General features: G+C 64.4%; 24 protein-coding genes. 17 read left to right on the top strand and 7 right to left on the bottom strand.

Translation table 11 applies throughout. The annotated features are described in order from the left end of the window. Positions 1-7: 7 nt before the first annotated feature. From Q0799_RS04430 to Q0799_RS04455, 6 genes are all read left to right on the top strand, one after another. Positions 8-568: a YqgE/AlgH family protein gene (locus tag Q0799_RS04430; RefSeq protein WP_298395020.1), complete on the top strand. Its 561-nt coding sequence runs from the start codon at positions 8-10 to the stop codon at positions 566-568. Then, positions 568-993 carry a Holliday junction resolvase RuvX gene (gene ruvX, locus Q0799_RS04435; RefSeq protein WP_028993630.1) on the top strand — a complete coding sequence of 142 codons (426 nt, stop codon included), beginning with the start codon at positions 568-570 and terminating at the stop codon, positions 991-993. The genes Q0799_RS04430 and ruvX overlap by 1 nt, the downstream gene beginning before the upstream one ends. After that, positions 980-1486 carry a bifunctional pyr operon transcriptional regulator/uracil phosphoribosyltransferase PyrR gene (gene pyrR / locus Q0799_RS04440; protein WP_298394738.1) on the top strand — a complete coding sequence of 169 codons (507 nt, stop codon included), beginning with the start codon at positions 980-982 and terminating at the stop codon, positions 1484-1486. Before ruvX ends, pyrR begins: the two co-directional genes overlap by 14 nt. Continuing rightward, positions 1479-2438, top strand: a complete 960-nt coding sequence (locus Q0799_RS04445; protein WP_281984706.1) for an aspartate carbamoyltransferase catalytic subunit — start codon at positions 1479-1481, stop codon at positions 2436-2438. Before pyrR ends, Q0799_RS04445 begins: the two co-directional genes overlap by 8 nt. Before the next feature lies 1 nt (position 2439). Beyond that, positions 2440-3684 carry a dihydroorotase gene (locus Q0799_RS04450; protein WP_298394745.1) on the top strand — a complete coding sequence of 415 codons (1245 nt, stop codon included), beginning with the start codon at positions 2440-2442 and terminating at the stop codon, positions 3682-3684. Between the two features lie 141 nt (positions 3685-3825). Further along, positions 3826-4101 (top strand): helix-hairpin-helix domain-containing protein, encoded by a 276-nt coding sequence (locus tag Q0799_RS04455; RefSeq protein WP_298394749.1) that lies wholly within the window; start codon positions 3826-3828, stop codon positions 4099-4101. A gap of 24 nt (positions 4102-4125) precedes the next feature. On the opposite strand, the gene Q0799_RS04460 is transcribed toward Q0799_RS04455, so the two are convergent. From Q0799_RS04460 to Q0799_RS04475, 4 genes are read right to left on the bottom strand one after another with little or no spacing between them, the layout of a single operon-like run. Continuing rightward, a complete protein-coding gene (locus tag Q0799_RS04460; protein WP_298394752.1) occupies positions 4126-4416 on the bottom strand; it encodes a DUF167 domain-containing protein in 291 nt (96 codons plus the stop codon). Then, positions 4416-4949, bottom strand: a complete 534-nt coding sequence (locus tag Q0799_RS04465) for a YggT family protein (protein ID WP_298394755.1) — start codon at positions 4947-4949, stop codon at positions 4416-4418. Before Q0799_RS04465 ends, Q0799_RS04460 begins: the two co-directional genes overlap by 1 nt. After that, a complete protein-coding gene (gene proC / locus Q0799_RS04470) occupies positions 4949-5764 on the bottom strand; it encodes a pyrroline-5-carboxylate reductase (RefSeq protein WP_298394758.1) in 816 nt (271 codons plus the stop codon). The genes Q0799_RS04465 and proC overlap by 1 nt, the downstream gene beginning before the upstream one ends. Then, positions 5761-6453: a YggS family pyridoxal phosphate-dependent enzyme gene (locus Q0799_RS04475; RefSeq protein WP_298394761.1), complete on the bottom strand. Its 693-nt coding sequence runs from the start codon at positions 6451-6453 to the stop codon at positions 5761-5763. Before Q0799_RS04475 ends, proC begins: the two co-directional genes overlap by 4 nt. Before the next feature lie 55 nt (positions 6454-6508). Here Q0799_RS04475 and Q0799_RS04480 point away from each other — a divergent pair, with 55 nt between their 5' ends. From Q0799_RS04480 to Q0799_RS04500, 5 genes are all read left to right on the top strand, one after another. Continuing rightward, positions 6509-7552, top strand: a complete 1044-nt coding sequence (locus Q0799_RS04480) for a type IV pilus twitching motility protein PilT (RefSeq protein WP_028993621.1) — start codon at positions 6509-6511, stop codon at positions 7550-7552. A 27-nt stretch (positions 7553-7579) separates the two neighbouring features. Continuing rightward, positions 7580-8716 (top strand): PilT/PilU family type 4a pilus ATPase, encoded by a 1137-nt coding sequence (locus Q0799_RS04485; RefSeq protein WP_298394766.1) that lies wholly within the window; start codon positions 7580-7582, stop codon positions 8714-8716. 17 nt (positions 8717-8733) lie between these two features. Beyond that, complete coding sequence (locus Q0799_RS04490; RefSeq protein WP_298394769.1) at positions 8734-9423, top strand: DUF4197 domain-containing protein; 690 nt, start codon at positions 8734-8736, stop codon at positions 9421-9423. A gap of 60 nt (positions 9424-9483) precedes the next feature. Next, positions 9484-9801, top strand: a complete 318-nt coding sequence (locus tag Q0799_RS04495; protein WP_028993618.1) for a hypothetical protein — start codon at positions 9484-9486, stop codon at positions 9799-9801. Between the two features lie 105 nt (positions 9802-9906). Beyond that, a complete protein-coding gene (locus Q0799_RS04500; protein WP_298394775.1) occupies positions 9907-11895 on the top strand; it encodes a UvrD-helicase domain-containing protein in 1989 nt (662 codons plus the stop codon). A 49-nt stretch (positions 11896-11944) separates the two neighbouring features. Here the strand turns inward: Q0799_RS04500 and Q0799_RS04505 are convergent, their stop codons facing one another. Continuing rightward, positions 11945-12394: a c-type cytochrome gene (locus Q0799_RS04505; protein WP_298394778.1), complete on the bottom strand. Its 450-nt coding sequence runs from the start codon at positions 12392-12394 to the stop codon at positions 11945-11947. Positions 12395-12609: 215 nt separating this feature from the next. Between Q0799_RS04505 and Q0799_RS04510 the strand changes: the two genes are divergently transcribed. Further along, the gene (locus tag Q0799_RS04510) at positions 12610-13110 is read left to right on the top strand and encodes a CinA family protein (RefSeq protein ID WP_298394781.1); all 501 of its coding nucleotides are present in this window, start codon (positions 12610-12612) and stop codon (positions 13108-13110) included. Positions 13111-13116: 6 nt separating this feature from the next. On the opposite strand, the gene Q0799_RS04515 is transcribed toward Q0799_RS04510, so the two are convergent. Next, entirely contained in the window at positions 13117-16398 is a 3282-nt protein-coding gene (locus Q0799_RS04515; RefSeq protein WP_298394784.1) for a DEAD/DEAH box helicase, read from the bottom strand. Continuing rightward, positions 16398-17918, bottom strand: coding sequence for a ubiquinone biosynthesis regulatory protein kinase UbiB (gene ubiB, locus Q0799_RS04520; RefSeq protein ID WP_298394787.1), 1521 nt, complete (start codon positions 17916-17918; stop codon positions 16398-16400). Before ubiB ends, Q0799_RS04515 begins: the two co-directional genes overlap by 1 nt. A 189-nt stretch (positions 17919-18107) precedes the next feature. On the opposite strand from ubiB, the gene Q0799_RS04525 reads away from it, so the two are divergent. From Q0799_RS04525 to Q0799_RS04545, 5 genes are read left to right on the top strand one after another with little or no spacing between them, the layout of a single operon-like run. Further along, positions 18108-19607, top strand: coding sequence for a diguanylate cyclase (locus Q0799_RS04525; RefSeq protein WP_298394789.1), 1500 nt, complete (start codon positions 18108-18110; stop codon positions 19605-19607). 10 nt (positions 19608-19617) lie between these two features. Further along, complete coding sequence (locus tag Q0799_RS04530; protein WP_298394791.1) at positions 19618-20139, top strand: DNA-deoxyinosine glycosylase; 522 nt, start codon at positions 19618-19620, stop codon at positions 20137-20139. A 31-nt stretch (positions 20140-20170) separates the two neighbouring features. Continuing rightward, a complete protein-coding gene (gene argS / locus Q0799_RS04535; RefSeq protein WP_298394794.1) occupies positions 20171-21934 on the top strand; it encodes an arginine--tRNA ligase in 1764 nt (587 codons plus the stop codon). Positions 21935-21942: 8 nt separating this feature from the next. Next, positions 21943-22542, top strand: a complete 600-nt coding sequence (locus tag Q0799_RS04540; RefSeq protein ID WP_298394797.1) for an SPOR domain-containing protein — start codon at positions 21943-21945, stop codon at positions 22540-22542. Positions 22543-22553: 11 nt separating this feature from the next. Next, positions 22554-23198, top strand: coding sequence for a thiol:disulfide interchange protein DsbA/DsbL (locus Q0799_RS04545; protein ID WP_298394800.1), 645 nt, complete (start codon positions 22554-22556; stop codon positions 23196-23198). Positions 23199-23202 lie beyond the last annotated feature (4 nt).

The following is a 23202-nucleotide window of genomic DNA, read 5'->3' on the forward strand; positions in this document are numbered from 1 at the left end:
CGCCGGCATGGACAACGTCAACCTGACCGACAACTTTCTGATCGCCATGCCGGCGCTGGAAGACCCCTATTTTTCGAATGCGCTGGTCTATATCTGCGAGCACAACGAGAACGGCGCCTTGGGGATCATCGTCAACCGGCCGATCGACATGGATCTGGCCGGCCTGTTCGAGAAGATCGACATCAAGCTGGAACAGACGGCGCTGTCCGGCCTGCCGGTCTATTTCGGCGGTCCGGTGCAACTCGACCGGGGGTTCGTGCTGCATCGCCCGCTCGGTCACTGGCAATCGACGATGGCGATCAACGCCGAAGTCGGCCTGACCAGCTCGCGCGATGTGCTCGCCGCCGTTGCCAAGGACGGACTGCCGTCGGAGATCATCGTGTCGCTGGGCTATTCGGGTTGGGATGCTGGCCAGCTCGAAGAAGAACTGGCGCAGAATTCCTGGCTGACGGTACCGGCCAGATCCGACATCCTGTTCGATCTGCCGCCCGAGGAACGTTTGCCGGCGGCGATGCAGAAACTCGGCATCAGCTTTTCCCAACTTTCGGACGTTGCCGGGCACGCATAGTGGGCACGGTGCTGGCCTTCGACTTTGGCGAAAAGCGCATTGGTGTGGCGACCGGCGAGACGCTGCTGGCGTCGGCGCATCCGCTGACAGTGATCCGCGCCGAGTCGAACGATGCGCGCTTTGCCGAAATCGGCAAGCTGATCGCCGAATGGCAGCCGGAGCAGCTGGTCGTCGGCCTGCCCACGCATGTCGACGGAACGCCGCATGAAATGACCCGTCTGGCGACAAAATTCGCCGAACGTCTGCAAAAACGTTTCAATCTTCCGGTTTCCATGGCTGATGAGCGGCTCAGCTCGCTCGACGCCGAGGCGCGGCTGCGCGAGACCGGACGCAACGCCAAGTCGGCCAAGCCGCTGCTCGATGCGGTCGCCGCCCAACTGATTCTTCAAACCTGGTTCGAAAGTTCGCTGCATGCACCCCAATGACACCCTGCCCGACGCCGAAGCCCAGTGCCGGCAACTGGCCGAACTGATACGCCCGATGCTGGCGCAAGATCCGGCGCTGGTCGGCATCTACAGTGGCGGCGCCTGGATCGCCGAGCGCCTCAGTGAATTGCTCGGCCTCGATCGGGAAACCGGTTTGATCGACGTTTCCTTCTATCGCGACGATTTCGCCGAGAAGGGCCTGCATCCGCAGGTCAAGCCGACGCTGATCCCGTTCGACGTCGAGGGCCGCCACATCATCCTGGTCGACGACGTGCTGTACACCGGCCGGACGACGCGGGCGGCGATCAACGAACTGTTCGATTATGGACGTCCGGCCTCGGTGTCGCTGGCAGTGCTCGCCGACCGGGGCGGTCGGGAACTGCCGGTGGCGGCGACCTGGAAGGTCTGGGACGTCGCCCTCGAAACGAAGCAGAGCCTGGTGCTGGAAAAGCAGGATGACGGTCAACTCGCCTGGAGACTGGAAAATGCATAACCCGCAGTTGAACGACAGGGGTGAACTGACGCACCTGCTGTCGACGGAGGGTCTGCCGCGCGCAATCCTGACGCAGATCCTCGATACCGCCGAGTCGTTCATGGAAGTCTCGGCGCGCGAAGTGAAAAAGGTGCCGCTGCTGCGCGGCAAGAGCGTTTTCAACCTCTTTTTCGAGAACTCGACGCGCACCCGCACGACTTTCGAGATCGCTGCCAAGCGGTTGTCGGCCGACGTCATCAACCTCGACATCGGGCGTTCGTCGACGGCCAAGGGCGAGACCCTGCTCGACACCATCGACAACCTCTGCGCGATGCACGCCAACCTGTTCGTCGTCCGCCATGCCTCCTCCGGCGCGCCCTACCTGATTGCCGAGCATCTGCGCCGCATCGGCCGTGACGACATCCACGTCGTCAATGCCGGCGACGGCCGCCATGCGCACCCGACGCAGGGGCTGCTCGACATGTACACCATCCGCCACTACAAGAAGGATTTCTCCAACCTGCGCGTGGCCATCGTCGGCGACATCCTGCACTCGCGCGTCGCCCGCTCCGACATCCACGCGCTGACCACGCTAGGCGTCCCGGAAGTCCGCGCCATCGGCCCGGAAACGCTGCTGCCCAAGCACCTCGACAAGCTCGGCGTGCATGTCTTCCACGACATGGAAGCCGGCCTGAAGGATTGCGACGTGGTGATCATGCTGCGCCTGCAGAACGAACGCATGAACGGCGCGCTGCTGCCGTCGGCCGGCGAGTACTTCCGCCACTACGGCCTGACCCCGCAGAAGCTGGCGCTGGCCAAGCCGGACGCGATCGTCATGCATCCAGGGCCGATGAACCGTGGCGTCGAAATCCATTCGGCGGTCGCCGACGGGCCGCAGGCGGTGATCCTGCCGCAGGTCACCTTCGGCATCGCCGTGCGCATGGCGGTCATGAGTATTGTTGCGGGGAATTGAGATGAACATCCTGATTGAAAACGGCCGTGTCATCGATCCGGGCCAGGCAGTCGATCGCGAGGCCACCTCGCTGTTCGTCGTGGCCGGCAGGATCGCCGCCATTGGGGAAGCGCCGGCCGGTTTTGTCGCCGACGAGGTCATCGACGCTGCCGGTTGCGTGGTCTGTCCCGGCTTGATCGACCTCGGAGCCCGCCTGAACTCGATCGAGGCCGAACTGGCGGCAGCGGTCGCCGGCGGCGTGACCAGCGTCGTCGTCCCGCCCGATGCCGATCCGCCGCTCGACGAGCCGGAACTGGCCGACCGCCTCGTGCATCGCGGCCGGGAAATCGGCAAGGCCCGCGTCCTGCCGCTCGGCGCCCTGACGCTCGGCCTGCAGGGCGAGCGCCTGTCCGAACTGGCCGGGCTGAAGAAGGCCGGCTGTGTCGCCTTCTCGCAGGCCAAGGTGCCGGTGGTCGATACCGAGGCATTGCTGCGCGCGCTCGAATACGCGGCCAGCTTCGCTTTCCCGGTCTTCCTGCATCCGCAGGACCACTGGCTGTCGCGCAACGGCATCGCGCACGACGGCGAGGTCGCGGCACGGCTTGGTCTGGCCGGCATCCCGGTAGCCGCCGAGACCATCGCCATCGCCACCATCGTGCAACTGGTGCGCGATACCGGCTGCCGCGTGCACCTGACCCGCCTGTCGTCGGCGGCTGGCGTGGCGCTGGCCAAGGCGGCAATGGCCGAGGGGCTGCCGCTCAGCTTCGATGTCGGCGTCCATCACCTGTTGCTGACCGAAAACGACATCGGCTTCTTCAATACCCATGCCCGCTTTCAGCCGCCGCTGCGTACCCAGGCTGACCGGGCTGCCTTGTCGGCCGCTGCGGCCGAAGGATTTGCCGCGATCTGCTCGGACCACACGCCGGTTGGCGCCGACGACAAGCTGGTACCTTTCGGTGAAGCCAAACCCGGCGCCACCGGTCTGGAAGTGCTGCTGCCGTTGACACTGAAATGGGCGGAACAGGCGGGTATTTCGCTGAGCGCGGCGCTGGCCAGGATCACCAGTGCGCCGGCAGCCATCCTTGGCCTGGCCGGCGGCTCGCTGGCCATCGGCGCAGCGGCCGATATCTGCATCTTCGACCCAGCAGCCGAGTGGCAACTGACGCCCGAGGCGCTCAAGAGTCGCGGCAAGAATTCGCCCTGGCTGGGGTGCCGGATGAGCGGCAAGGTCCGCCGGACATTGGTTGGCGGGCGCATCGTGTATTGACTCCGGGCCTCCGGAAGAAGCGGCCGTCCGGCCGCTTTATTTTGTCGACAAATACATTGTCATATTCATATAGAATATTTCGGCGCAGCGGAAGGCCGCTGTGCAATCTCACCAACCAGGAATATTCAGGAGGAGGCTTCGATGAAACGCATTACCACCCTGTTGTTCGGCATGCTGGCAGGCATCGGCATGGCGATGGCCGCCGTCAATATCAATACGGCGACCGAGGCGGAACTGGACGCGGTCAAGGGCATCGGCCCGGGCAAGGCCCGGGCGATTGTCGAACACCGGGACAAGAACGGTCCGTTCAAGTCGGTTGACGATCTGACGAACGTCAAAGGCTTCGGCAAGAAGAGTATCGACAAACTGCGTCCGGAATTGACGACCGGCGCGGCAAGCAGTCCGGCCAAGAAATAGCCGGCCGGCGGTACCGGGGTCCGTTCAGCCGGCGAAAGCGGCGATGCGGGCCTCGGTGCTGCCGAGGATTTCCACGACCTTGTGGCGTGAAGTCTGACCGCTCTTGAGCGTGACCGCAGATCGGGGCAGGTCAAGTTGCTCGGCCACGAAACGGAGCAGCGCATCATTGGCCTTGCCGTCGACCGGTGGCGCCGCCAGGCGGATTTTCAGTGCCTCGCCGTGCAGGCCGGCGACTTCGGTTTTTTTGGCACCCGGCTGGATGTGCAGCGTCAGCGTCGCGCTGCCATCCTTGCCGAAGCGGTACCAGACGGACATCAGACGATCATCAGCACGACCTGCAGCAGCAGGATGACGACCAGTGGCGACAGGTCGACGCCGGCGATCAGCGGTACGAAACGGCGGATCGGGTCGAGGATCGGTCGCGCCAGTTGATTGACGGTCGGCGCGATCGGCGAATAGGGGTTGATCCAGGACAACACCGCCTGCAGGATGACGACGCCGATGGTGATGTAGATGGCCAGGCGGATCAGGCCGCGGATGGCCAGCATCAGGATCATTAGGACGGTGCCGAAGGCATCGGCGCTGAGTTCGACCGGCGTCACCGACAGCAGCAGGCCGGCGTACATCAGTTGCAGCCACAGCGCGGCCACCAGGCTGGCCCAGTCCACGCCGGCGACGCCGGGAACGATGCGGCGCAAGGGCTTGACTGCCCAGTTGGTGAGCTTGACGACGAAATCACCCAGTTGTCCGGCGAACGATACCCGCGCCATCTGCATGATGAAGCGCAGCAGCAACAGGGTGCAGAAAAAACTGACGACCGCGTTGATCAGGAAAAAGAAAGCCTGCATCACGCATCTCCTCCGAGCAGTTTGCCGAGTTCGCGGCCACGTGTTTCAGCGGCCAGGCAACCGGCGACGATGCCATCCTTGACGCCGCGTTCGAGCATCACCTTGAGTGCTGCCTCGGTGGTGCCGCCCTTGGAGGTGACGCGCTCGCGCAGCAGCGAAGCCGGTTCGTCGGAGGCAGCGGCCAGTGCGGCGGCACCCTGAACGGTTTCGATGGCCAGCTGGCGACCCTGGGCCGGCGTGAAGCCGAGTTCGGCGGCGGCCTGCTGCAGGGCTTCGATGAATAGGAAGACATAGGCCGGGCCGCTGCCGGAAATGGCGGTAACGGCATCCATCTGCGCTTCATCGTCGATCCAGACGGTGCTGCCGACGGCGCGCAGGACGCGTTCGGCCAGTGCCTTGCCGGCGCTGTCGACGTCGGGTAGCGCGCACAGGCCGGTGATGCCGGCACCGATCAGGGCCGGCGTATTCGGCATGCTGCGCACGATCTGCCGGTGGCCGCCGAGCCAGCGCGACAGCGCGCTCATGTCGAGGCCGGCGGCGATGCTGACGACGATGGCCTGGCCGAGCCGGCCGACCAATGGCGCCACCGCTTCGCGCATCTGCTGCGGCTTGACGGCGAGGACGAGGACGTCGGGCGCGTCGGGGGCATCGCCGGCCGCGGCGTGGCAATGGACGCCGTAGCTGGCGCTCAGCCGTGCCCGGGCGTCGGCACCCGGATCAATGACGTGGATGTCGGTTGCGGCAAAGCCCTGCTTCACCATGCCGCCAATCAGTGCGTTGGCCATGTTGCCGCCGCCCAGGAAGAGAATCTTCATGCGTAGTTTCTTTCACCAAAAATGGCCGTGCCGATGCGCACCAGGGTGGCGCCTTCGGCAATGGCTGCTTCAAGATCGTGGGACATGCCCATGGACAGCGTATCCAGCGCCAGGCCGGTGCGCTGCAGTTGTTCGAAAATCCCGCGCAATTGCCGGAACGGCAGGCGTTGCGCGGCAATGTCGTCGGTCGGTTCGGGAATCGCCATCAGGCCGCGCAGGCGCAAGCCGGGCAGCCGGGCCACCGCCTGGCACAGGGCAGCCGCTTCGGCGGGCGCGCAACCGCTCTTGCTGGCTTCGCCCGAGACGTTGACCTGGACGCACACATTGAGTGGCGGCATCGTCGATGGCCGCTGCGTCGACAGGCGTTCGGCAATCTTCAGCCGGTCCACCGAATGCACCCAGTCGAAATGTTCGGCGACCAGGCGCGTCTTGTTGCTCTGCAAGGGGCCGATGAAATGCCAGGTGAGTGAGTTGCCGGCGGCGCTCGCCAAAAGCTTGTCCACGCCCTCCTGGACGTAGTTTTCGCCAAAGTCGGTTTGTCCGGCGGCGGCAGCAGCCAGCACGTCGGCCAGCGGCTTGGTCTTGCTGACGGCGAGCAGGCTGATGCTGTCCGCCGGCCGCCCGGCCGCCCGCGCCGCTTGTGCGATGCGGTTTCGTACGGCTTGCAGGTTGTCGGCGATTGCGCTCATAATCCATTGGCAATTTCGATCGATCAAGTATACACGGGCTCCAAGGACCAATCGCATGGACATCACCGAACTGCTGGCCTTCAGCGTCAAGAACAAGGCATCCGACCTTCACCTGTCGTCCGGCCTGCCGCCGATGATTCGCGTCCATGGCGACGTGCGCCGCATCAACCTGCCGCCGATGGAGCACAAGGACGTGCACGGCATGGTGTACGACATCATGAACGACAGCCAGCGCAAGATTTTCGAGGAAACGCTGGAATGCGACTTCTCCTTCGAGATTCCCAACCTGGCCCGCTTCCGGGTTAACGCCTTCAACCAGCAGCGCGGTGCCGCCGCCGTCTTCCGGACGATTCCGACCAAGGTGCTGACGCTGGAAGAGCTGAACTGCCCGAAGATATTCAAGGACATTTCCGAGTATCCGCGCGGCATCGTGCTGGTCACCGGCCCGACTGGCTCCGGCAAGTCGACGACGCTGGCGGCGATGGTCAACCACGTCAATGAAAACGACTACGCACACATCCTAACCATCGAGGACCCGATCGAATTCGTCCATGAGTCGAAAAAGTGCCTGATCAACCAGCGCGAAGTCGGTCCGCAGACCCTGTCCTTCTCGAACGCCCTACGTTCGGCACTGCGTGAAGACCCGGATGTGATCCTGGTCGGCGAATTGCGTGACCTGGAAACCATCCGTCTGGCGCTGACTGCGGCCGAGACCGGCCACCTCGTGTTCGGCACCTTGCATACCTCGTCGGCCGCCAAGACCATCGACCGGGTGGTCGACGTCTTCCCGGCCGACGAAAAGGAAATGGTCCGCGCCATGCTGTCCGAATCGCTGCGCGCCGTCATCTCGCAGACCCTGCTCAAGACCAAGGATGGTCAGGGCCGCGTCGCTGCCCACGAGATCATGATCGGCACGCCGGCGATCCGCAACCTGATCCGCGAGAACAAGGTCGCGCAGATGTACTCGGCGATCCAGACCGGTCAGGCCCAGGGCATGCAGACGCTCGACCAGTGTCTGATCGACCTGGTCCGCCGCAACGTCGTGGCCAGCGGCGAAGCGCGCCTGCGCGCCGCCAACAAGGACGCCTTCCCGGCCTGATGCCGGCCAGTTGATTCGGGGGAATAAATGGAACGCGATCAGGCAATGAAATTCATGCACGATCTTCTGCGCCTGATGGCGCAGAAGCGTGGTTCGGACTTGTTCATCACCTCCGGCTTTCCGCCGGCCATCAAGATTGACGGCAAGATCACGCCGGTCTCCAACCAGGTGCTGACGTCGCAGCACACGGCCGAACTTGCCCGTTCGATCATGAACGACCGTCAGGCCGCCGAATTCGAGTCGACGCGCGAATGCAACTTCGCCATCTCGCCGACCGGCATCGGCCGCTTCCGGGTCAATGCGCTGGTTCAGCAGGGGCGCGTCGCCGTTGTCTGCCGGACCATCAACATGACCATCCCGACCCTCGACGACCTCGGCTTGCCGCAAGTGGTCAAGGACCTGGCGATGACCAAGCGCGGCCTGATCATCTTCGTCGGCGGCACCGGTACCGGCAAGACGACCTCGCTGGCGGCGCTGGTCGATTACCGCAACGAGAACAGCTACGGCCACATCATCACGATCGAGGACCCGATCGAATACGTGCATGAGCACAAGAACTGCATCGTCACCCAGCGCGAAGTCGGCGTGGATACCGACGACTGGGGGCCGGCGCTGAAGAACACCCTGCGCCAGGCGCCGGACGTCATCCTGATGGGCGAAATCCGCGACCGCGACACCATGGACTACGCCATCGCCTTCGCCGAGACCGGCCACCTGGCGCTGGCGACGCTGCACGCCAACAGCACCAACCAGGCGATCGACCGGATCATCAACTTCTTCCCCGAAGAGCGCCGTCAGCAACTGCTGATGGACCTGTCGCTGAATGTGCGGGCGATGGTCTCGCAGCGCCTGCTGCCGAAGAAGGACGGCAAAGGCCGGGTCGCCGCGGTCGAGGTGATGCTCAACTCGCCGCTGATTTCCGACCTGATCTTCCGCGGCGAGGTCCAGGAGATCAAGGAAATCATGAAGAAGTCGCGCGAACTCGGCATGCAGACCTTTGACCAGGCCTTGTTCGATCTCTACGACAACGGCAAGATCAGCTACGAGGACGCCCTGCGCAACGCCGACTCGCTGAATGACCTGCGCCTGCAGATCAAGCTGCACGGCAAGGAATCCAAGGACCGCGACCTGACCCAGGGCATCGGGCATCTCGATATCGTTTGAACATCCGGAGATTCATCATGCCTGCCATCGTCCGTCGTCTTGCGTTTGCGTTCGGTTTTTTCCTGTCCACGGGGCTGGTGCATGCAGCCGGCCTAGACGGCATCTCCAATGCCGATGCCGGTGCCGGGGTGCGTCAGGCGCTGGCCAAGGGGGCCGAGTATGCGGTCGGCTCGCTGGGCCAGAAAAATGGTTTTCTGGGCAACAGCAAGGTCAAGATTCCGCTGCCGGGCTATCTGGAAAAAGCCGAGTCCGGGCTGCGCATGTTCGGCATGGGCAAGCAGGCCGATCAACTGGTCGAGACCATGAACCATGCGGCGGAAAATGCCGTGGCTCAGGCCCTGCCCATCCTCTCCGATTCCATCAAGCGGATGACCCTGCAGGATGCCAAGGTCATCCTGACCGGCGGTGACGACAGCGTGACCGAATATTTCCGCCGCTCGTCGAGCGAGCAACTGGCGGTCAAGTTCCTGCCCATCGTCAAGTCGGCGACCAGCAAGCTGCAGCTGGCCGACCAGTACAACAAGTTCGCCGGCAAGGCGGCGAGTTTCGGCCTGGTCGACAAGAAGGACGCCGATATCGACAACTACGTCACGCAGAAGGCCATGGACGGTCTGTTCCTGATGATCGCCGAAGAGGAACGCAAACTGCGCGCCAACCCGGTGGCTGCGGGCAGCGCGATCCTGAAGAAGGTGTTCGGCGCGCTCTAAGTCGCTGTCGCGATTCAAGTTTTCGGCCGGGATGCCGTAGATCGGGTCAGGAGCCCGATCATGAAAACCTCACGCCTGATTTCCACCACGCAGCGCCATTCGCCGGAAGCGGCGGAACGGGCTCTGCTGGCCCAGGCGCACGCAGTCCGCCGGGTCGAGGCGATGGAGGGGGCGAGCAACGACCGCGAACGCTCCCTGCAGCAGGACATGGCCGAGGTCGATCCGCGCAGTGTCGGTCCCTATCAGGGCGTCGAACGGCGTCGCCAGGATGCGGAAAGACTGGCCGGGCAACTGGCTGGCCTGGGTCCGTTGGGCCTGTTGCTGCTGAACATGAACACCCGCGGCAAGCGTCCGGGAAAGATCGACGAGACGGTCTGAGCCGGCACTTGCCGGTGCATGCGGTAAAATGCGCAGCCGCGTCGAAGCTTGCCAGCACGGCACCGCGTCGACACCTTGTCATCCCGTACCAGGAATCCTGGCGCCATGTCCGGCCTCAATCCCCAGCAACGCGAAGCGATCCACTACCTCGACGGTCCCCTGCTTGTCCTTGCCGGCGCCGGTTCGGGCAAGACGCGCGTGATCACGCAGAAGATCGCCTATCTGGTCCAGGACTGCGGCTTCCAGCCGCGCAACATTGCCGCCATCACCTTCACCAACAAGGCGGCGAAGGAAATGCAGGAGCGCGTCGGCAAGCTGATGTCGTCGGGGATCGCCAACGAGCTGCAGATTTCGACCTTTCACTCGCTCGGGGTGCGCATCCTGCGCGAGGAAGCGAAGGCGCTCGGCTACAAGCCGCGCTTTTCCATTTTTGATTCGGCCGACTGCGCCGGCATCATCGGCGATTGTGCCAAGACGGTGGACAAGGCGACGCTGCGCCGGCTGCAGTCGATCATTTCCAACTGGAAAAACGCCTTGATCACGCCCGAGGCCGCCCGTCAGCTCGTCGCCAACGAGCACGAAGCGCTCGCTGCCGCTGCCTACCTGAGCTACGAAGCGACGCTGAAAGCCTACCAGGCGGTCGACTTCGACGACCTGATCGGCCTGCCGGTCAAACTGTTCAGCGAGCATCCGCAGATTGCCGAGAAATGGCAGAACCGACTGCGTTACCTGCTGGTCGATGAATACCAGGACACCAATGCCTGCCAGTACCAGTTGCTCAAGCTGCTGACCGGCGTCCGCGCCCAATTCACCGCGGTCGGCGACGACGACCAGGCGATCTACGGCTGGCGCGGCGCCGACATCGACAACCTGAAGAAACTGCCCAGCGAATTCCCGGCCCTCAAGGTGATCAAGCTCGAGCAGAACTACCGCTCGACCGTCCGTATCCTGAAGGCCGCCAACAACGTCATCTCGCACAACGAGAAACTGTTCGACAAGACCCTGTGGTCGGAACTCGGCCACGGCGACCCGATCTACGTCACCGCCAGCAAGGACAACGAGGCCGAGGCCGAGAGCGTGGTCATGAAGCTGCAGGCCCATCGCTTCGAGCATCGCGGCAAGTTCCGCGACTACGCCATCCTCTACCGCTCGAATCACCAGGCCCGGCTGCTCGAAACGCAACTGCGCAACCAGAAAATTCCCTATCTGCTCTCCGGCGGCCAGTCCTTCTTCGATAAGGCCGAGATCAAGGACCTGACCAGCTATCTGCGTCTGCTGGCCAACGAGGACGACGATCCGGCCTTCATCCGTGCGGCGACCACGCCCCGGCGCGGCATCGGCGCGGCCACCCTGCAGGTGCTCGGGCAATACGCCGGCGAGCGGCACGTCTCGCTGTTCCATGCGGCTTTCGAGGAAGGCTTTGCCCACCGCGTGCAGGCCCGGCAACTCGAACCCCTGCTCGAATTCTGCCGCTTCATCAATCGCATGCAGGAGCGGGCAAGCCGCGAGCCGGCGCAGCAGGTGTTGCCTGACCTGCTCAAGGCGATCGATTACGAAACCTATCTCTACGACACCGAAGAGCAGCGCACGGCGCAATCCCGCTGGGCCAATGTCTGCGAATTCGCCGAGTGGATCAACAAGAAGGGCGAGGAAGACGGCAAGACGCTGATCGACCTGGTGCAGAGCATCGCCCTGATCAACATGCTGGAAAAGCAGAACAGCGACGAGGTCGACGCCGTTCAGCTATCGACGCTGCATGCCGCCAAGGGCCTGGAGTACAAGCATGTTTTCCTGGTTGGCGTCGAGGAAGGCATCCTGCCCCACCGCGAGTCGCTGGACCCGGCCAAGCTGCAGGAGGAGCGGCGGCTGATGTATGTCGGCATCACGCGCGCCCAGCGCTCGCTGCACATCAGCTATTGCGAGAAGCGCAAGCAGGCGCGCGAACTGATTCCCTGCGAGCCGTCGCGTTTCATCGCCGAGATGGGTCAGGAAGACGTGCGTTTTTCCGGCGGCAAGCAGGCGGCGATGCCCGACCGGGCCACCGGTAGCGCCCGGCTCGATGCGATGAAGGCCTTGCTGGCCGCCAAGAAATGAAAAAAGGGAGGCTGCAGCCTCCCTTTCTGGAAATTGCTGGTGTTGCGGCTTACTTGACCTTGCTCAGGATGTAATCGACGGCACCCTTGATTTCGTCCTCGGACAGCTTGGCAGCGCCACCCTTCGGCGGCATCGCGCCCTTGCCGTTGATCACGGAAGCGTACAGGGCGGCATTGCCGGCGCCGAGGCGGGCAGTCCAGTCACCCTTGGCGTCGATCTTCGGCGCGCCGGCGGCACCGGAGTTGTGGCAGGCGCCGCAAACGCTGTTGTACACGGTCGGGCCATCCTTCGGCGCGCCGCCTTCTTCTGCCACTTCTGCCTTTGCCAGTTCGAAGCGGGCGACCGGCTGGATGCGCAGTTCGGCCTCGTCGGCGCCGGCGTTGTTGGTGGCGGCGGATTCGAAGGATTTGTTGGTCAGCGGAAAGATGATCGCGATCAGGACTGCGGCGACGATGATGGTCGCCCACATGATGCTTTTGGAAGAATGTTGCTCGGCCATGCTGAAGACCCCGTTTGCAAAAAGGACAAAGCCGAAATTATAACGGTTGGCGTATGATTAAGCGCAAAAAAAACCCCGCCATCGGCGGGGTACAAGTTCTCGAATGGGGGGAATTCGAGAGGAGGGGTTCAATGCCCTTGCAGTTTAGAACTTTGAAGTCCCTGGGTCTGTCGCGCTTTGGTACCGGTTCTGTAACCAATTGTTAGGATTGCGCCATGAATGAACTTGAAGCAATGGCCGGTCGCCTGGGCCGTCTACTGGAGCGCCGGGGGGAATGCCTGGCGGTGGCCGAGTCGTGTACCGGTGGCTGGGTGGCGCAGACGCTGACGGCGGTAGCCGGTAGTTCCGCCTGGTTCGATCGCGGTTTCGTCACTTATTCGAACGCCGCCAAGCGCGACATGCTGGGGGTGCCGGAAACGACGCTGGTCCGCCATGGCGCGGTTTCCGAGGCAGTCGCCCGGGCGATGGCCCAGGGGGTGCTGGCCCACAGTCTGGGCGACTGGTCCGTGTCGATCACCGGGATTGCCGGCCCGAGCGGCGGTTCGCCGGAAAAACCGGTGGGCATGGTGTGTTTCGCCTGGGCCGGACGGCAAGCCGGCTGTGTTGCCGCGACCTGTCAATTTGCCGGCGATCGGGCCGCAGTGCGCGAGCAATCGGTGCGCCATGCGCTGGCCGGGCTGATCTCCCTGATCGAAGCTCAGCCGGTCGTGGCGTGAGGGCGGTCAGCCCGGTAGCGGCTCGAACAGGGCGGCCAGATCGTCGTCGCCGAACTTGACGTCGACCTGATGATCCTCGGACAGGATGCCGGCGGCCAGTTCGGCCTTGCGCTCCTGGAGTGCCAGGATCTTTTCCTCGATGCTGCCGCTGACGATCAGCTTGTAGACGAACACCGGCTTGTCCTGGCCGAGGCGGTGGGCGCGGTCGGTGGCCTGATTCTCGACGGCCGGATTCCACCACGGATCGTAATGGATGACGGTGTCGGCAGCGGTCAGGTTGAGACCGACGCCGCCAGCCTTCAGGCTGATCAGGAAGATCGGGACTCCGCCTTCCTGGAAACGCCGGATCGGCGTTTCGCGGTCGACGGTGTCGCCGGTCAGCTTGGCGTAGCCCAGGCCGGCGGCATCAAGTTCCTGTTCGATCAGGGCAAGCATGCTGGTGAATTGCGAGAAGACCAGGATGCGCCGGCCTTCGTCCACCAGTTCGGGGAGCATGGCCATGAGCAGGTCGAGTTTGGCCCGCTCGTTGACCTTGCGTGCCGAGTTGGCCTTGACCAGTCGCGGATCGCAACAGACCTGACGTAGCTTGAGCAGGGCGTCGAGGATGACGATCTGGCTGCGCGCGAAGCCGCGCTGGGCGATCTCGTCGCGAACCTTGGCGTCCATCGCCGCGCGCACCGTTTCGTAGAGGTCGCGCTGTCCACCTTCCAGCTCGACGCTGCGCACGATCACCGTCTTCGGCGGTAATTCCTGGGCAACGTCCTCCTTCTTGCGGCGCAGGATGAAGGGCCGGATGCGGCGGGCCAGCAGGTCGCGGCGGTCGGTGTCCGCCTGCTTCTCGATCGGTGTGCGCCAGTGGCGGGTGAACTGCTTGCTGCTGCCGAGGAAGCCGGGCAGCAGGAAGTCGAACTGGCTCCACAGTTCGCCGAGGTGGTTTTCCAGCGGCGTACCGGTCAGGCACAGGCGGTGGCGCGCATCGATCTTGCGTACCGCTTCGGCGCTGCGGCTCTGGGCGTTCTTGACCGTCTGCGCTTCGTCGAGGATGAGCAGGTGGTAGCTGTGCTGCATCAACTCGTCGGCGTCGCGCCAGAGTAGCGGGTAGGTGGTCAGGACGACGTCGTGGCTGTCGATCTCGGCGAAGCGCTGTTTGCGTTCCGGACCGTGCAGCGAGAGCACGCGCAGGCTGGGCGCGAAACGCGCGGCTTCGCTCTTCCAGTTGAAGATCAGCGAGGTCGGCAGGATCACCAGGGCCGGTCGGTCGAGACGCCCCTGTTCCTTTTCCAGCAGCAGGTGGGCCAGGGTTTGCGCGGTCTTGCCCAGGCCCATGTCGTCGGCCAGGATGCCGCACAATTTCTGTTCGCGCAGGAACTGCAGCCAGGCCAGGCCTTCCTTCTGGTAGGGGCGCAGGTCGAGGCACAGGCCGGCCGGCGGCTGGATGTCGACGATGCCCTGCGCCGCCTGCAGGCGTTCGGCCAGGGCCATGACGTCGTTCTGGCCGCGAAATTCCCAGCGGCTGGTATCGGTCAGCTCGGCCAGACGCGGCGCGTCGAAACGCGACAGGCGCAAGGTCGGGCCGCCGCTGAAGCCGTCGAACAGGTCGATCAGCGTCGACGCCAGCGGCTTGATGCGGCCGGCCGGAACGCGCAGGCGCTTGCCGGCCGGGGTCAGCAGTTCGATCCTTTCGCTGTCCGGGATGCGTGACAGTTCGTAGCTTTCCAGCCAGCGCGGGTCGCGTCGGAACAGCGTGGACAGCAGGGGCGCCAGCGGCAGGCGTTCGCCTTCGACGAGAATGCCCATGTCGAGGTTGAACCAGCCGTCGTCGGCCTCGATCAGTTCGGCCTCCCAGGCGTCGACTTCGACCACGTGGTGGCGGAAATCCTCGGGGAACTCGATCTGCCAGCCGGCGGCGCGCAGCAGCGGCAGCTGGTGCTGCATGAAATCCGGCCAGGCGGCTTCGTCGGCCAGGCCGTGAATGCCCTCGGGCGGACTGCCGAAGGTGTTGAGCGTGTTCGCCGGAATCTTCTGCAGGCCGCTTTGCGCCAGGCTGGCCATGACCCGGGCCTCATCGTCCGGGCGGCGCTTGACGCGGACGGTTTCGCCTTCGGGCAGGGTGACGAACTCGTTCTTCTCGTCGGGGCGCAGATCGGCGTCGCCGTAGCGGAAGATCACATGAGCCACGTCGAAGGGGCCGCCGCTGAAGCTGTAGGGGTAGTGGCGCCAGGGGCGGTGGCCGTGCGTGTGCAGGGTTTCCAGATGAAGGACCGGCTGTAGCGGGGTTTCGATCAGGCGCAGGCGGGCGCTGGCATCTTCGGCCGGCAGCGGCAGTTCGGGTGCCAGTTCGGACAGTGCGTCGGCGACGACCGCGGCTTCCTTGGCCGACAGCGGCGGCAGGCTGAACAGGCGATTGACCACACCGGGGTTGCCGGTCACCGTCAACGGCCCGGTTTCGCCCTCGGTCAGGTCCACGTACCACGGCGGATCGACGGCGATGATCAGTTCGGTCGGCGGTTCGGGCTTCAGGTAGGGGCGCTGGAAGCCCTGACTGTCGATCTGCCAGCCGACGCTGGCCGGGCGGCTGTCGCCGCCGTGCAGCGGCAGCGCCAGATCGGCCTCCGGATAGAGACGGTTAGTGGCGGCCATCCGTTCGAGGATTTCGGCGCCGTGCTTGGGCCCCAGCCCGTAGGCGCGCAGGCCGCTGTCGTGGCCGCGTTCAGCCCAGATCAGGCGCAGGATGCCGAGGTCTTCCTCGGTGACGAACTGCGGCGGCGTGATCAGCGCGCGGTCGACCTTCCACCATTCCTCGGCGTTTTCCGGGTACTTGCCTTTACGCAGTTCGATGCCGAAACGCCGGCGGTCGGTCGTCCATTTGAGGATGTAATACAGTTGCTGGCGGGCGCTGGCCGGGCGGGCCTTTTTCTTGGCCACAGCGATCGACGCCCGACGCAGGTCTTCGACCCAGGAGAGCACGCTGCCACTGACCCGGGTTTTCGGGTTGCGCGTTTCGATCACCTTGAGCAGGGTCGCGGCGATGTGCTTGCAATGGTGGCCGACCGGGCAGGTGCAGCTGGCGACCAGCTGCATGTCGTCCCCCTGGGCGCGGATCAGTGCTTCGACGCGGTAGGGGCGGCGGGCCGACCCGGGCACTTCGGCGTGGATTTCGCCGTGCTCGACATTGAGGTCGCGAACCAGGTCGACATAAGGGCGTCCCTTGGCGATCTCGGCTTCGCCTAGCCAGTCGGCGATGTCCGCCTCGCTGAAGCTGTCGGTCAGTTCGTCGTAGTTCTGCATCACAGGTGCTGGCTGCCGAGCAGCAGGGCCAGCAGCAGGGCGATCAGCGCCAGCCAGACGTTTTGCCAGCGCCGGGCGCGGACCAGTTGTTCCATCTGCGGCTGCAGGCTGGGCTGCGGCGGCGCGCTGAGTGCCTGGTGCACCAGACGCGGCAATTGCGGCAGGGTGCGGGCCAGATACGGCGCTTCCTGTTTGAAGGTCTTGATCAGGCCGCGCCAGCCGACCTGCTCGCTCATCCAGCGCTCAAGGAAGGGCTTGGCGGTTTTCCACAGGTCAAGTTCCGGATCGAGCTGGCGGCCGAGGCCTTCGATGTTGAGCAGGGTTTTCTGCAGCATCACCAGTTGCGGCTGGATCTCGACGTTGAAGCGGCGCGAGGTCTGGAACAGGCGCAGCAGCACCTTGCCGAAGGAAATGTCCTTGAGCGGCCGGTCGAAGATCGGTTCGCAGACGGCGCGAATGGCCGCTTCGAATTCATCGACCCGTGTTTCCTTGGGCGCCCAGCCGGATTCGATGTGGGCTTCGGCGACACGCTTGTAATCGCGGCGGAAGAAGGCGAGGAAGTTCTGCGCCAGGTAGTTCTTGTCGGAATCGGTCAGCGTGCCGACGATGCCGAAATCGAGCGCGATGTAGCGGCCGTCGGCATGGACGAAGATGTTGCCGGGATGCATGTCGGCGTGGAAGAAACCGTCGCGGAAGACCTGGGTGAAGAAGATTTCGACGCCGGCGGCGGAAAGTTTCGAGAGGTCGATGCCGTCGGCGCGCAGCTTGTCGGTCTGCGAGATCGGCGTGCCGCGCATGCGCTCCATGACCATCACCGTCGAGGTGCAGAAATCCCAGTGCACTTCGGGAACGATCAGCAATTCGGAGTCGGTGAAGTTGCGGCGCAGCTGCGAGGCATTGGCGGCTTCGCGCATCAGGTCGAGTTCGTCGCGCAGGTACTTGGCGAATTCGGCGACCACTTCGCGCGGCTTGAGGCGCTTGCCGTCGGACCACAGTTTTTCCAGCAGCAGGGCGCCGCTGTCCATCAGCGCCAGGTCGTGCTCGATGACCGAGAGCATGTTCGGGCGCAAGATCTTGACGGCGACTTCATGGCCGCCGTCGCAGTCGTGCAGGCGCGCGAAATGGACTTGGGCGATCGATGCCGAAGCCACCGGCACCGGGTCGAATTCGGCGAATACCTCGCTGGCCGGGCGACCGTAGGCTTTTTCGATTTCCTTCAGGGCCAGCGCCGAATCGAAAGGCGGCACACGGTCCTGCAATTTGGCCAGTTCGTCGGCGATGTCGGTCGGCATCAGGTCGCGCCGGGTCGACAGCACCTGACCGAACTTGACGAAGATCGGGCCGAGCGCTTCCAGCGCCAGGCGCAGGCGTTCGGCGCGCGGTGCCGACAGGTTGCGCCAGAACTGCAGCGCGTTGGCCAGGCGGACCAGACGGCCGGAGGGCTCGTGCTCGAGCACCATTTCGTCCAGCCCGAAACGGCTGGCAACGGTGGCGATCTTGAGCAGGCGGAAAAGGCGCATGGGGGATAGGCCGGGATGCTGGCCGGAATTCGGTCAAACGGCGATGTTAACATGCCTGCACACATTGCGCTGCCGCTGGTCGCACAAGTGATAATTCGCTGTCAAATTGCTGGCCGGTTTCGGCTAAACTGGCTGCAAAAATCATGGCGGATGCAAACGGTGTCCGTCGCTCGGAATTCACACCTGCCCATGTCCGATCAACGCAATCCTTCCGTCATTGCCCGGGAAGCCCTGAAACGGCTGGCGTCGCGCCATCTCGCGCCGACCCCGGCCAACTTTCAGGCGTGTTACAACGAGATTGCCAATCTACCCAACGTCTCGCCCTTCCCCGAGCCGCCCCTGCGCCAGCTGGCGGCAGCACTCACGCCGCGCGGCGAAGCCCAGATCTCCCAGTTGAGCCGGCTCGATGCGGCGATTTCCGGGCGTAGCTGGCAAGGCGTGCAGGACGCCCTGCAGGGGTTCATCGCGGCGGGTGCCGCCAATGCATCGGCCACGCATCTGCCCTATGAGACGACGCAGGCACTGTTGCACTTGTTCGAGACGATGTTGCCGGCCTTCGGGCGTGACGACGTCCGTTTTGCCGAAGCCGTGGATACCTTGCTTGCGGCGCTGCGCGTCTCGCCCTGCGAATTCTCGCGACTGGATACGGTCCTGCGCGAATTCGCCGTGCTGGTTCCCTGTGCGGTCGAAGAACAGATCGAAATCCGCGAATCGCTGCTCAAGCTCCTGCAGCTGATCATCCAGAACATCGGCGAACTCAGCATCGACGATGCCTGGTTCAAGGGGCAGATCGACGGTCTGCTGGCGGCGGTCGAGCCGCCGCTGACCCTGCGTCACCTCGACGAGATGGAGCGGCGTCTGCGCGATGTCATGGAGAAGCAGAGCCGGGCGCGGGCGCGTTCGGTCGAGGCGCAGGAGGAAATGCGCCAGATGCTGGCGGCCTTCATCGAACGCCTGGGGACGATGAATTCTTCCAGCACGCAATTCCAGGAACGGATCGAGAACAGCGCCCGGCAGATCGAGCAGGTGTCGCGGATCGAGGATCTGGCGCCCCTGCTCCGCGATGTCGTCTCGGCGACCCAGGCCATGGCCGAGGAAACGGCGGTTTCCCGGGAGCAGTTGCGCGGCCTGCAGGACAAGGTGCTGGCGACCGAGGCAGAACTGATCCAGTTGCACCGCGAACTCGACAGCGCGAGCTCGCTCGCCCGTCACGACCCGCTGACCGACACGCTCAACCGCAAAGGTCTGGACGAAGCGCTGGAACGCGAGATTGCCGCGATGCGCCGGCGCAATTCGGCGCTGTCGCTGAGCCTGCTCGACATCGACAACTTCAAGCGGCTCAACGACCGTCTCGGCCATGAAGCCGGCGACAATGCGCTGATCCACCTGGCCAAGGTCGCCCGCGCCTGCATGCGTCCGACCGACACGCTGGCGCGTTACGGCGGCGAGGAATTCATCATCCTGATGCCCGATACCTCGCTGGAGCAGGGCATCGAGGCGATGGTCCGGTTGCAGCGCGAACTGACCAAGGCCTTCTTCCTGTCCGGCAAGGACAAGGTGCTGATCACCTTCAGCGCCGGCGTCGCCCAACTTGGCGAAGGCGAATCCGGCAGCGATGCGATCCGCCGTGCCGACCTGGCGATGTACCAGGCCAAACGCGCCGGCAAGAACCGCGTCATCGGCGGCTGAGTCGGCCGCGATGGCCGACGTCCGCAGTTTTCCGCCGGTGGCCGCGCCCGGCGCCCGCGTCCTGATCCTCGGCAGCATGCCCGGCCGCGCCTCGCTCGATGCCGGCCGCTATTACGCGCATCCGCACAACGCCTTCTGGCCCATCGTCGGCGAACTGATCGGTTTCTCGCCGGAATTGCCCTATCTGGCCCGGCTGCAGGCCCTGCAGGCCGCCGGGGTGGCGCTGTGGGACGTGATTGCCGCCTGCGAGCGCGAAGGCAGCCTGGACGCCGACATCGTTGCCGGTAGCGTGCGCGCCAACGATTTCCCGGCGTTTTTTACGGCGCATCCCGGAATCCGCGATGTGTTCTTCAATGGTGCTGCGGCCGAACAGGCGTTTCGCCGCCACGCCCTGCCCGAGCTGGCGGCCACCGGCCTGCGCCTGCAGCGCCTGCCGTCGACCAGTCCGGCGCATGCCGCACTCAACCGGGCGGCCAAGCTTGCCGCCTGGTCGGCGATCCTCAAGCCGTTGACGGGCGGCGAGGGCGTATAATCGCGCTTTTGCTATTTTCAGCCGCAGATCAATGGCCCAAGACGTCAAGACCCAGCTGACCGCCCTGTTGCAACAGGCGCTGGCCAGCGTAGCCCCGACCGCAACCGATACGCCGATTCAGCTCGAACGCCCGCGCGACCCGTCGCACGGCGATTTCGCCACCAACCTGGCGATGCAGCTGGCCAAGGCCCTGAAGAAGAATCCGCGGGAAATTGCCCAGCAACTGGTCAACGAACTGCCGCCGTCGCGGCTGGTGACGGCCGCAGAAGTGGCCGGCGCCGGCTTCATCAATTTCTGCCTCGACGCCGGCACCAAGACCGATGTGGTCAAGGCCGTGCTTGCCGAAAAGGAAAACTTCGGCCGCTCGACCGCCGGCGGCTGGCAGAAGGTCCAGGTCGAGTTCGTCTCGGCCAACCCGACCGGCCCGCTGCACGTCGGCCACGGTCGCGGCGCCGCCTACGGCGCCTCGCTGTCCAGCCTGCTGACCTTCGCCGGCTGGGACGTGACCCGCGAGTACTACGTCAATGACGCCGGCCGGCAGATGGACATCCTCGGCCTGTCGACCTGGCTGCGCTATCTCGAACAGCACGACGTGATCGTGCCCTTCCCGCCGAACGCCTACCAGGGCAGCTACGTGCGCGACATGGCGGCGCAACTGAAGAATGCCCACGGCGACAAGTACGTGCGCGCCGCCGATGCGGTACTGGCCGGCACCCCGGGCCTGCCCGAAGCCGGACGCAGCGACGACGAAGCCAAGCAGCAGCGCGAACTGCATCTCGACGCGCTGATCGCCAAGGCCAAGGAATTGCTCGGTGCCGACTGGGAATACGTGCACCAGCACGCGCTCAATGAACAACTGGCCGACTGCCGCGACGATCTCGAACAGTTCGGCGTGCATTTCGACGTCTGGTTCTCCGAGAAGGCGCTCTACGACACCGGTCTGGTCGCGCGCTGCGTCGACCTGCTGGAGAAGAAGGGCCACCTCTACGTGCAGAACGGCGCCCGCTGGTTCAAGTCGACCACCTTCGGCGACGAGAAGGACCGCGTCGTCCAGCGCGAAAACGGCCTGTACACCTACTTCGCCTCCGACATCGCCTATCACCTGAACAAGTTCGAACGCGGCTTCGACAAGGTCATCAACATCTGGGGTGCCGACCATCACGGCTACATCCCGCGCGTGACCGGCGCCGTCAAGGCGCTCGACCTCGACAGCGACAAACTGCAGGTGGCGCTGGTTCAGTTTGCCGTGCTCTATCGCAACGGCCAGAAGGCCTCGATGTCGACACGTTCCGGCGAATTCGTGACCCTGCGCGAACTGCGCGGCGAAGTCGGCAACGACGCCTGCCGCTTCTTCTACGCGCTGCGCAAGTCCGACCAGCACCTCGACTTCGACCTCGATCTCGCCAAGAGCCAGACCAACGAGAACCCGGTGTACTACATCCAGTACGCCCACGCCCGCGTCTGCTCGGTGATCAACCAGTGGGGCGGCGACCTGGCCGGCCTGGCCGATGCCGACCTGGGCTTGCTCAACAACCCGCGCGAACTGGCGATTGCCAACCAGCTCGGCCAGTTCCGCGAAGTGATCGAGACCGCGGCCCGCGACCTGGCGCCGCACATGATCGCCTTCTACCTCAAGGATCTGGCCGGCGAATTCCACGGCTGGTACAACGCCGAGCGCATGCTGGTCGACGATGCCGCCCTGCGCGATGCCCGCGTCGCCCTGGCTGCCGCCGTTCGCCAGGTGATCCGCAACGGCCTGGCGATTCTCGGCGTCAGCGCGCCTGAATCGATGTAAGGAAAACCATGACGACCCGCGACATGAAATCCACGAAACGCCCGCCGGCGAAGAAAAAATCCGGCGGCGGCACCCTGATCGGCATGTTCATCGGCCTGGTCCTCGGCGTTTGCCTGGCCGCCGGGGTGGTCTGGTACATCAACAAGGCGCCGTTGCCGTTCAACAACCAGGTGCAGGGCGGCGAGCGTCCGGCGCTGGCGCAGCCCGGCCAGCCGCTGGCGCTGCCCGGCAAGCCCGGTGACCCGGTGCCGGAGAAGCGTTTCCAGTTCTACGACATCCTTCAGGGCAAGGCCGATGCCGAGCCCGACAAGGTTGCACCGGCGCCGGCCGTTCCCGAAACCGCCAAGCCGGAGGCTGCCAAGGAAGGTGGCAAGGAAAGCCGGGTTCCCCTGTTCCTGCAGGCCGGTTCGTTCAGCACGGCGCAGGATGCCGACAACCAGAAGGCCAAGCTGGCCTTCATGGGCATCCAGTCGTCAGTGCAGCAGGTCATGATCGAGGACAAGACGCTTTACCGTGTCCGCATCGGTCCCTATTTCAAGCTCGATGAATTGAACAAAGTGCGCGCCGATCTTGCCAAATCCGGCATCGAAGCCCAATTGTCCAAATAAAGGAGTCAGGTATGGAATTCAGCCGTCGACGTTTCGTCACTTCCGCCATCGCCATGGGCGCCAGCCTCGGTGTTGCCGGCCCGCTGGCCGCGCAGACCGCGGGTCGCGATTTCGTCATGATCAATCCGGTGCAGCCCACCGACGATGCCGCCAAGATCGAAGTCGTCGAATTCTTCAGCTACGGCTGCCCGCACTGCGCCGACTTCAACCCGCTGCTCAATCTGTGGGCTGCCGGTCTGCCGGCCGACGTGGTGCTCAAGAAAGTGCCGGTCAGCTTTGGCCGTGCCGCCTGGGGTAACGCCGCCAAGCTGTACTACGCACTCGAGATCACCGGCGACCTCAAGCGTCTGGAAGCCGATGTGTTCAAGGCCATTCACCAGGAACGCACCAACCTGTTCGACGAAAAGACCGCCGCCGGATGGGTGGCTGCGCGCGGTGTCGATCGCAAGAAATTCACCGATGCCTTCGGTTCCTTCGGTGTCCAGAGCAAGGTGCGTCGCGGCGACCAGATGGCTGCCGCTTTCAAGATCGAAGGCGTGCCGGCGCTGGCCGTCGATGGCAAGTTCCTGATCGCGACCCTGCAGTTCGAGCAGCAACTGGCCGTGGCTGACAAGCTGATTGCCCGGGTGCGCAGCGAGAAAGCCGGCAAGAAGTAATTGA

The organism is uncultured Azonexus sp. (genome assembly GCF_937982035.1).
In the GTDB taxonomy this organism is placed as follows: domain Bacteria; phylum Pseudomonadota; class Gammaproteobacteria; order Burkholderiales; family Rhodocyclaceae; genus Azonexus.

What these genes read in the sequence shown, in the direction of transcription:
- Q0799_RS04430 (WP_298395020.1), top strand. Translation starts at nt 8, where the DNA reads ATGGACAACGTCAACCTGACCGACAACTTTCTGATCGCCATGCCGGCG.
- pyrR (WP_298394738.1), top strand. Translation starts at nt 980, where the DNA reads ATGCACCCCAATGACACCCTGCCCGACGCCGAAGCCCAGTGCCGGCAA.
- Q0799_RS04445 (WP_281984706.1), top strand. Translation starts at nt 1,479, where the DNA reads ATGCATAACCCGCAGTTGAACGACAGGGGTGAACTGACGCACCTGCTG.
- Q0799_RS04450 (WP_298394745.1), top strand. Translation starts at nt 2,440, where the DNA reads ATGAACATCCTGATTGAAAACGGCCGTGTCATCGATCCGGGCCAGGCA.
- Q0799_RS04455 (WP_298394749.1), top strand. Translation starts at nt 3,826, where the DNA reads ATGAAACGCATTACCACCCTGTTGTTCGGCATGCTGGCAGGCATCGGC.
- Q0799_RS04460 (WP_298394752.1), bottom strand. Translation starts at nt 4,416, where the DNA reads ATGTCCGTCTGGTACCGCTTCGGCAAGGATGGCAGCGCGACGCTGACG.
- Q0799_RS04465 (WP_298394755.1), bottom strand. Translation starts at nt 4,949, where the DNA reads ATGCAGGCTTTCTTTTTCCTGATCAACGCGGTCGTCAGTTTTTTCTGC.
- proC (WP_298394758.1), bottom strand. Translation starts at nt 5,764, where the DNA reads ATGAAGATTCTCTTCCTGGGCGGCGGCAACATGGCCAACGCACTGATT.
- Q0799_RS04475 (WP_298394761.1), bottom strand. Translation starts at nt 6,453, where the DNA reads ATGAGCGCAATCGCCGACAACCTGCAAGCCGTACGAAACCGCATCGCA.
- Q0799_RS04480 (WP_028993621.1), top strand. Translation starts at nt 6,509, where the DNA reads ATGGACATCACCGAACTGCTGGCCTTCAGCGTCAAGAACAAGGCATCC.
- Q0799_RS04485 (WP_298394766.1), top strand. Translation starts at nt 7,580, where the DNA reads ATGGAACGCGATCAGGCAATGAAATTCATGCACGATCTTCTGCGCCTG.
- Q0799_RS04490 (WP_298394769.1), top strand. Translation starts at nt 8,734, where the DNA reads ATGCCTGCCATCGTCCGTCGTCTTGCGTTTGCGTTCGGTTTTTTCCTG.
- Q0799_RS04495 (WP_028993618.1), top strand. Translation starts at nt 9,484, where the DNA reads ATGAAAACCTCACGCCTGATTTCCACCACGCAGCGCCATTCGCCGGAA.
- Q0799_RS04500 (WP_298394775.1), top strand. Translation starts at nt 9,907, where the DNA reads ATGTCCGGCCTCAATCCCCAGCAACGCGAAGCGATCCACTACCTCGAC.
- Q0799_RS04505 (WP_298394778.1), bottom strand. Translation starts at nt 12,394, where the DNA reads ATGGCCGAGCAACATTCTTCCAAAAGCATCATGTGGGCGACCATCATC.
- Q0799_RS04510 (WP_298394781.1), top strand. Translation starts at nt 12,610, where the DNA reads ATGAATGAACTTGAAGCAATGGCCGGTCGCCTGGGCCGTCTACTGGAG.
- Q0799_RS04515 (WP_298394784.1), bottom strand. Translation starts at nt 16,398, where the DNA reads ATGCAGAACTACGACGAACTGACCGACAGCTTCAGCGAGGCGGACATC.
- ubiB (WP_298394787.1), bottom strand. Translation starts at nt 17,918, where the DNA reads ATGCGCCTTTTCCGCCTGCTCAAGATCGCCACCGTTGCCAGCCGTTTC.
- Q0799_RS04525 (WP_298394789.1), top strand. Translation starts at nt 18,108, where the DNA reads ATGTCCGATCAACGCAATCCTTCCGTCATTGCCCGGGAAGCCCTGAAA.
- Q0799_RS04530 (WP_298394791.1), top strand. Translation starts at nt 19,618, where the DNA reads ATGGCCGACGTCCGCAGTTTTCCGCCGGTGGCCGCGCCCGGCGCCCGC.
- argS (WP_298394794.1), top strand. Translation starts at nt 20,171, where the DNA reads ATGGCCCAAGACGTCAAGACCCAGCTGACCGCCCTGTTGCAACAGGCG.
- Q0799_RS04540 (WP_298394797.1), top strand. Translation starts at nt 21,943, where the DNA reads ATGACGACCCGCGACATGAAATCCACGAAACGCCCGCCGGCGAAGAAA.
- Q0799_RS04545 (WP_298394800.1), top strand. Translation starts at nt 22,554, where the DNA reads ATGGAATTCAGCCGTCGACGTTTCGTCACTTCCGCCATCGCCATGGGC.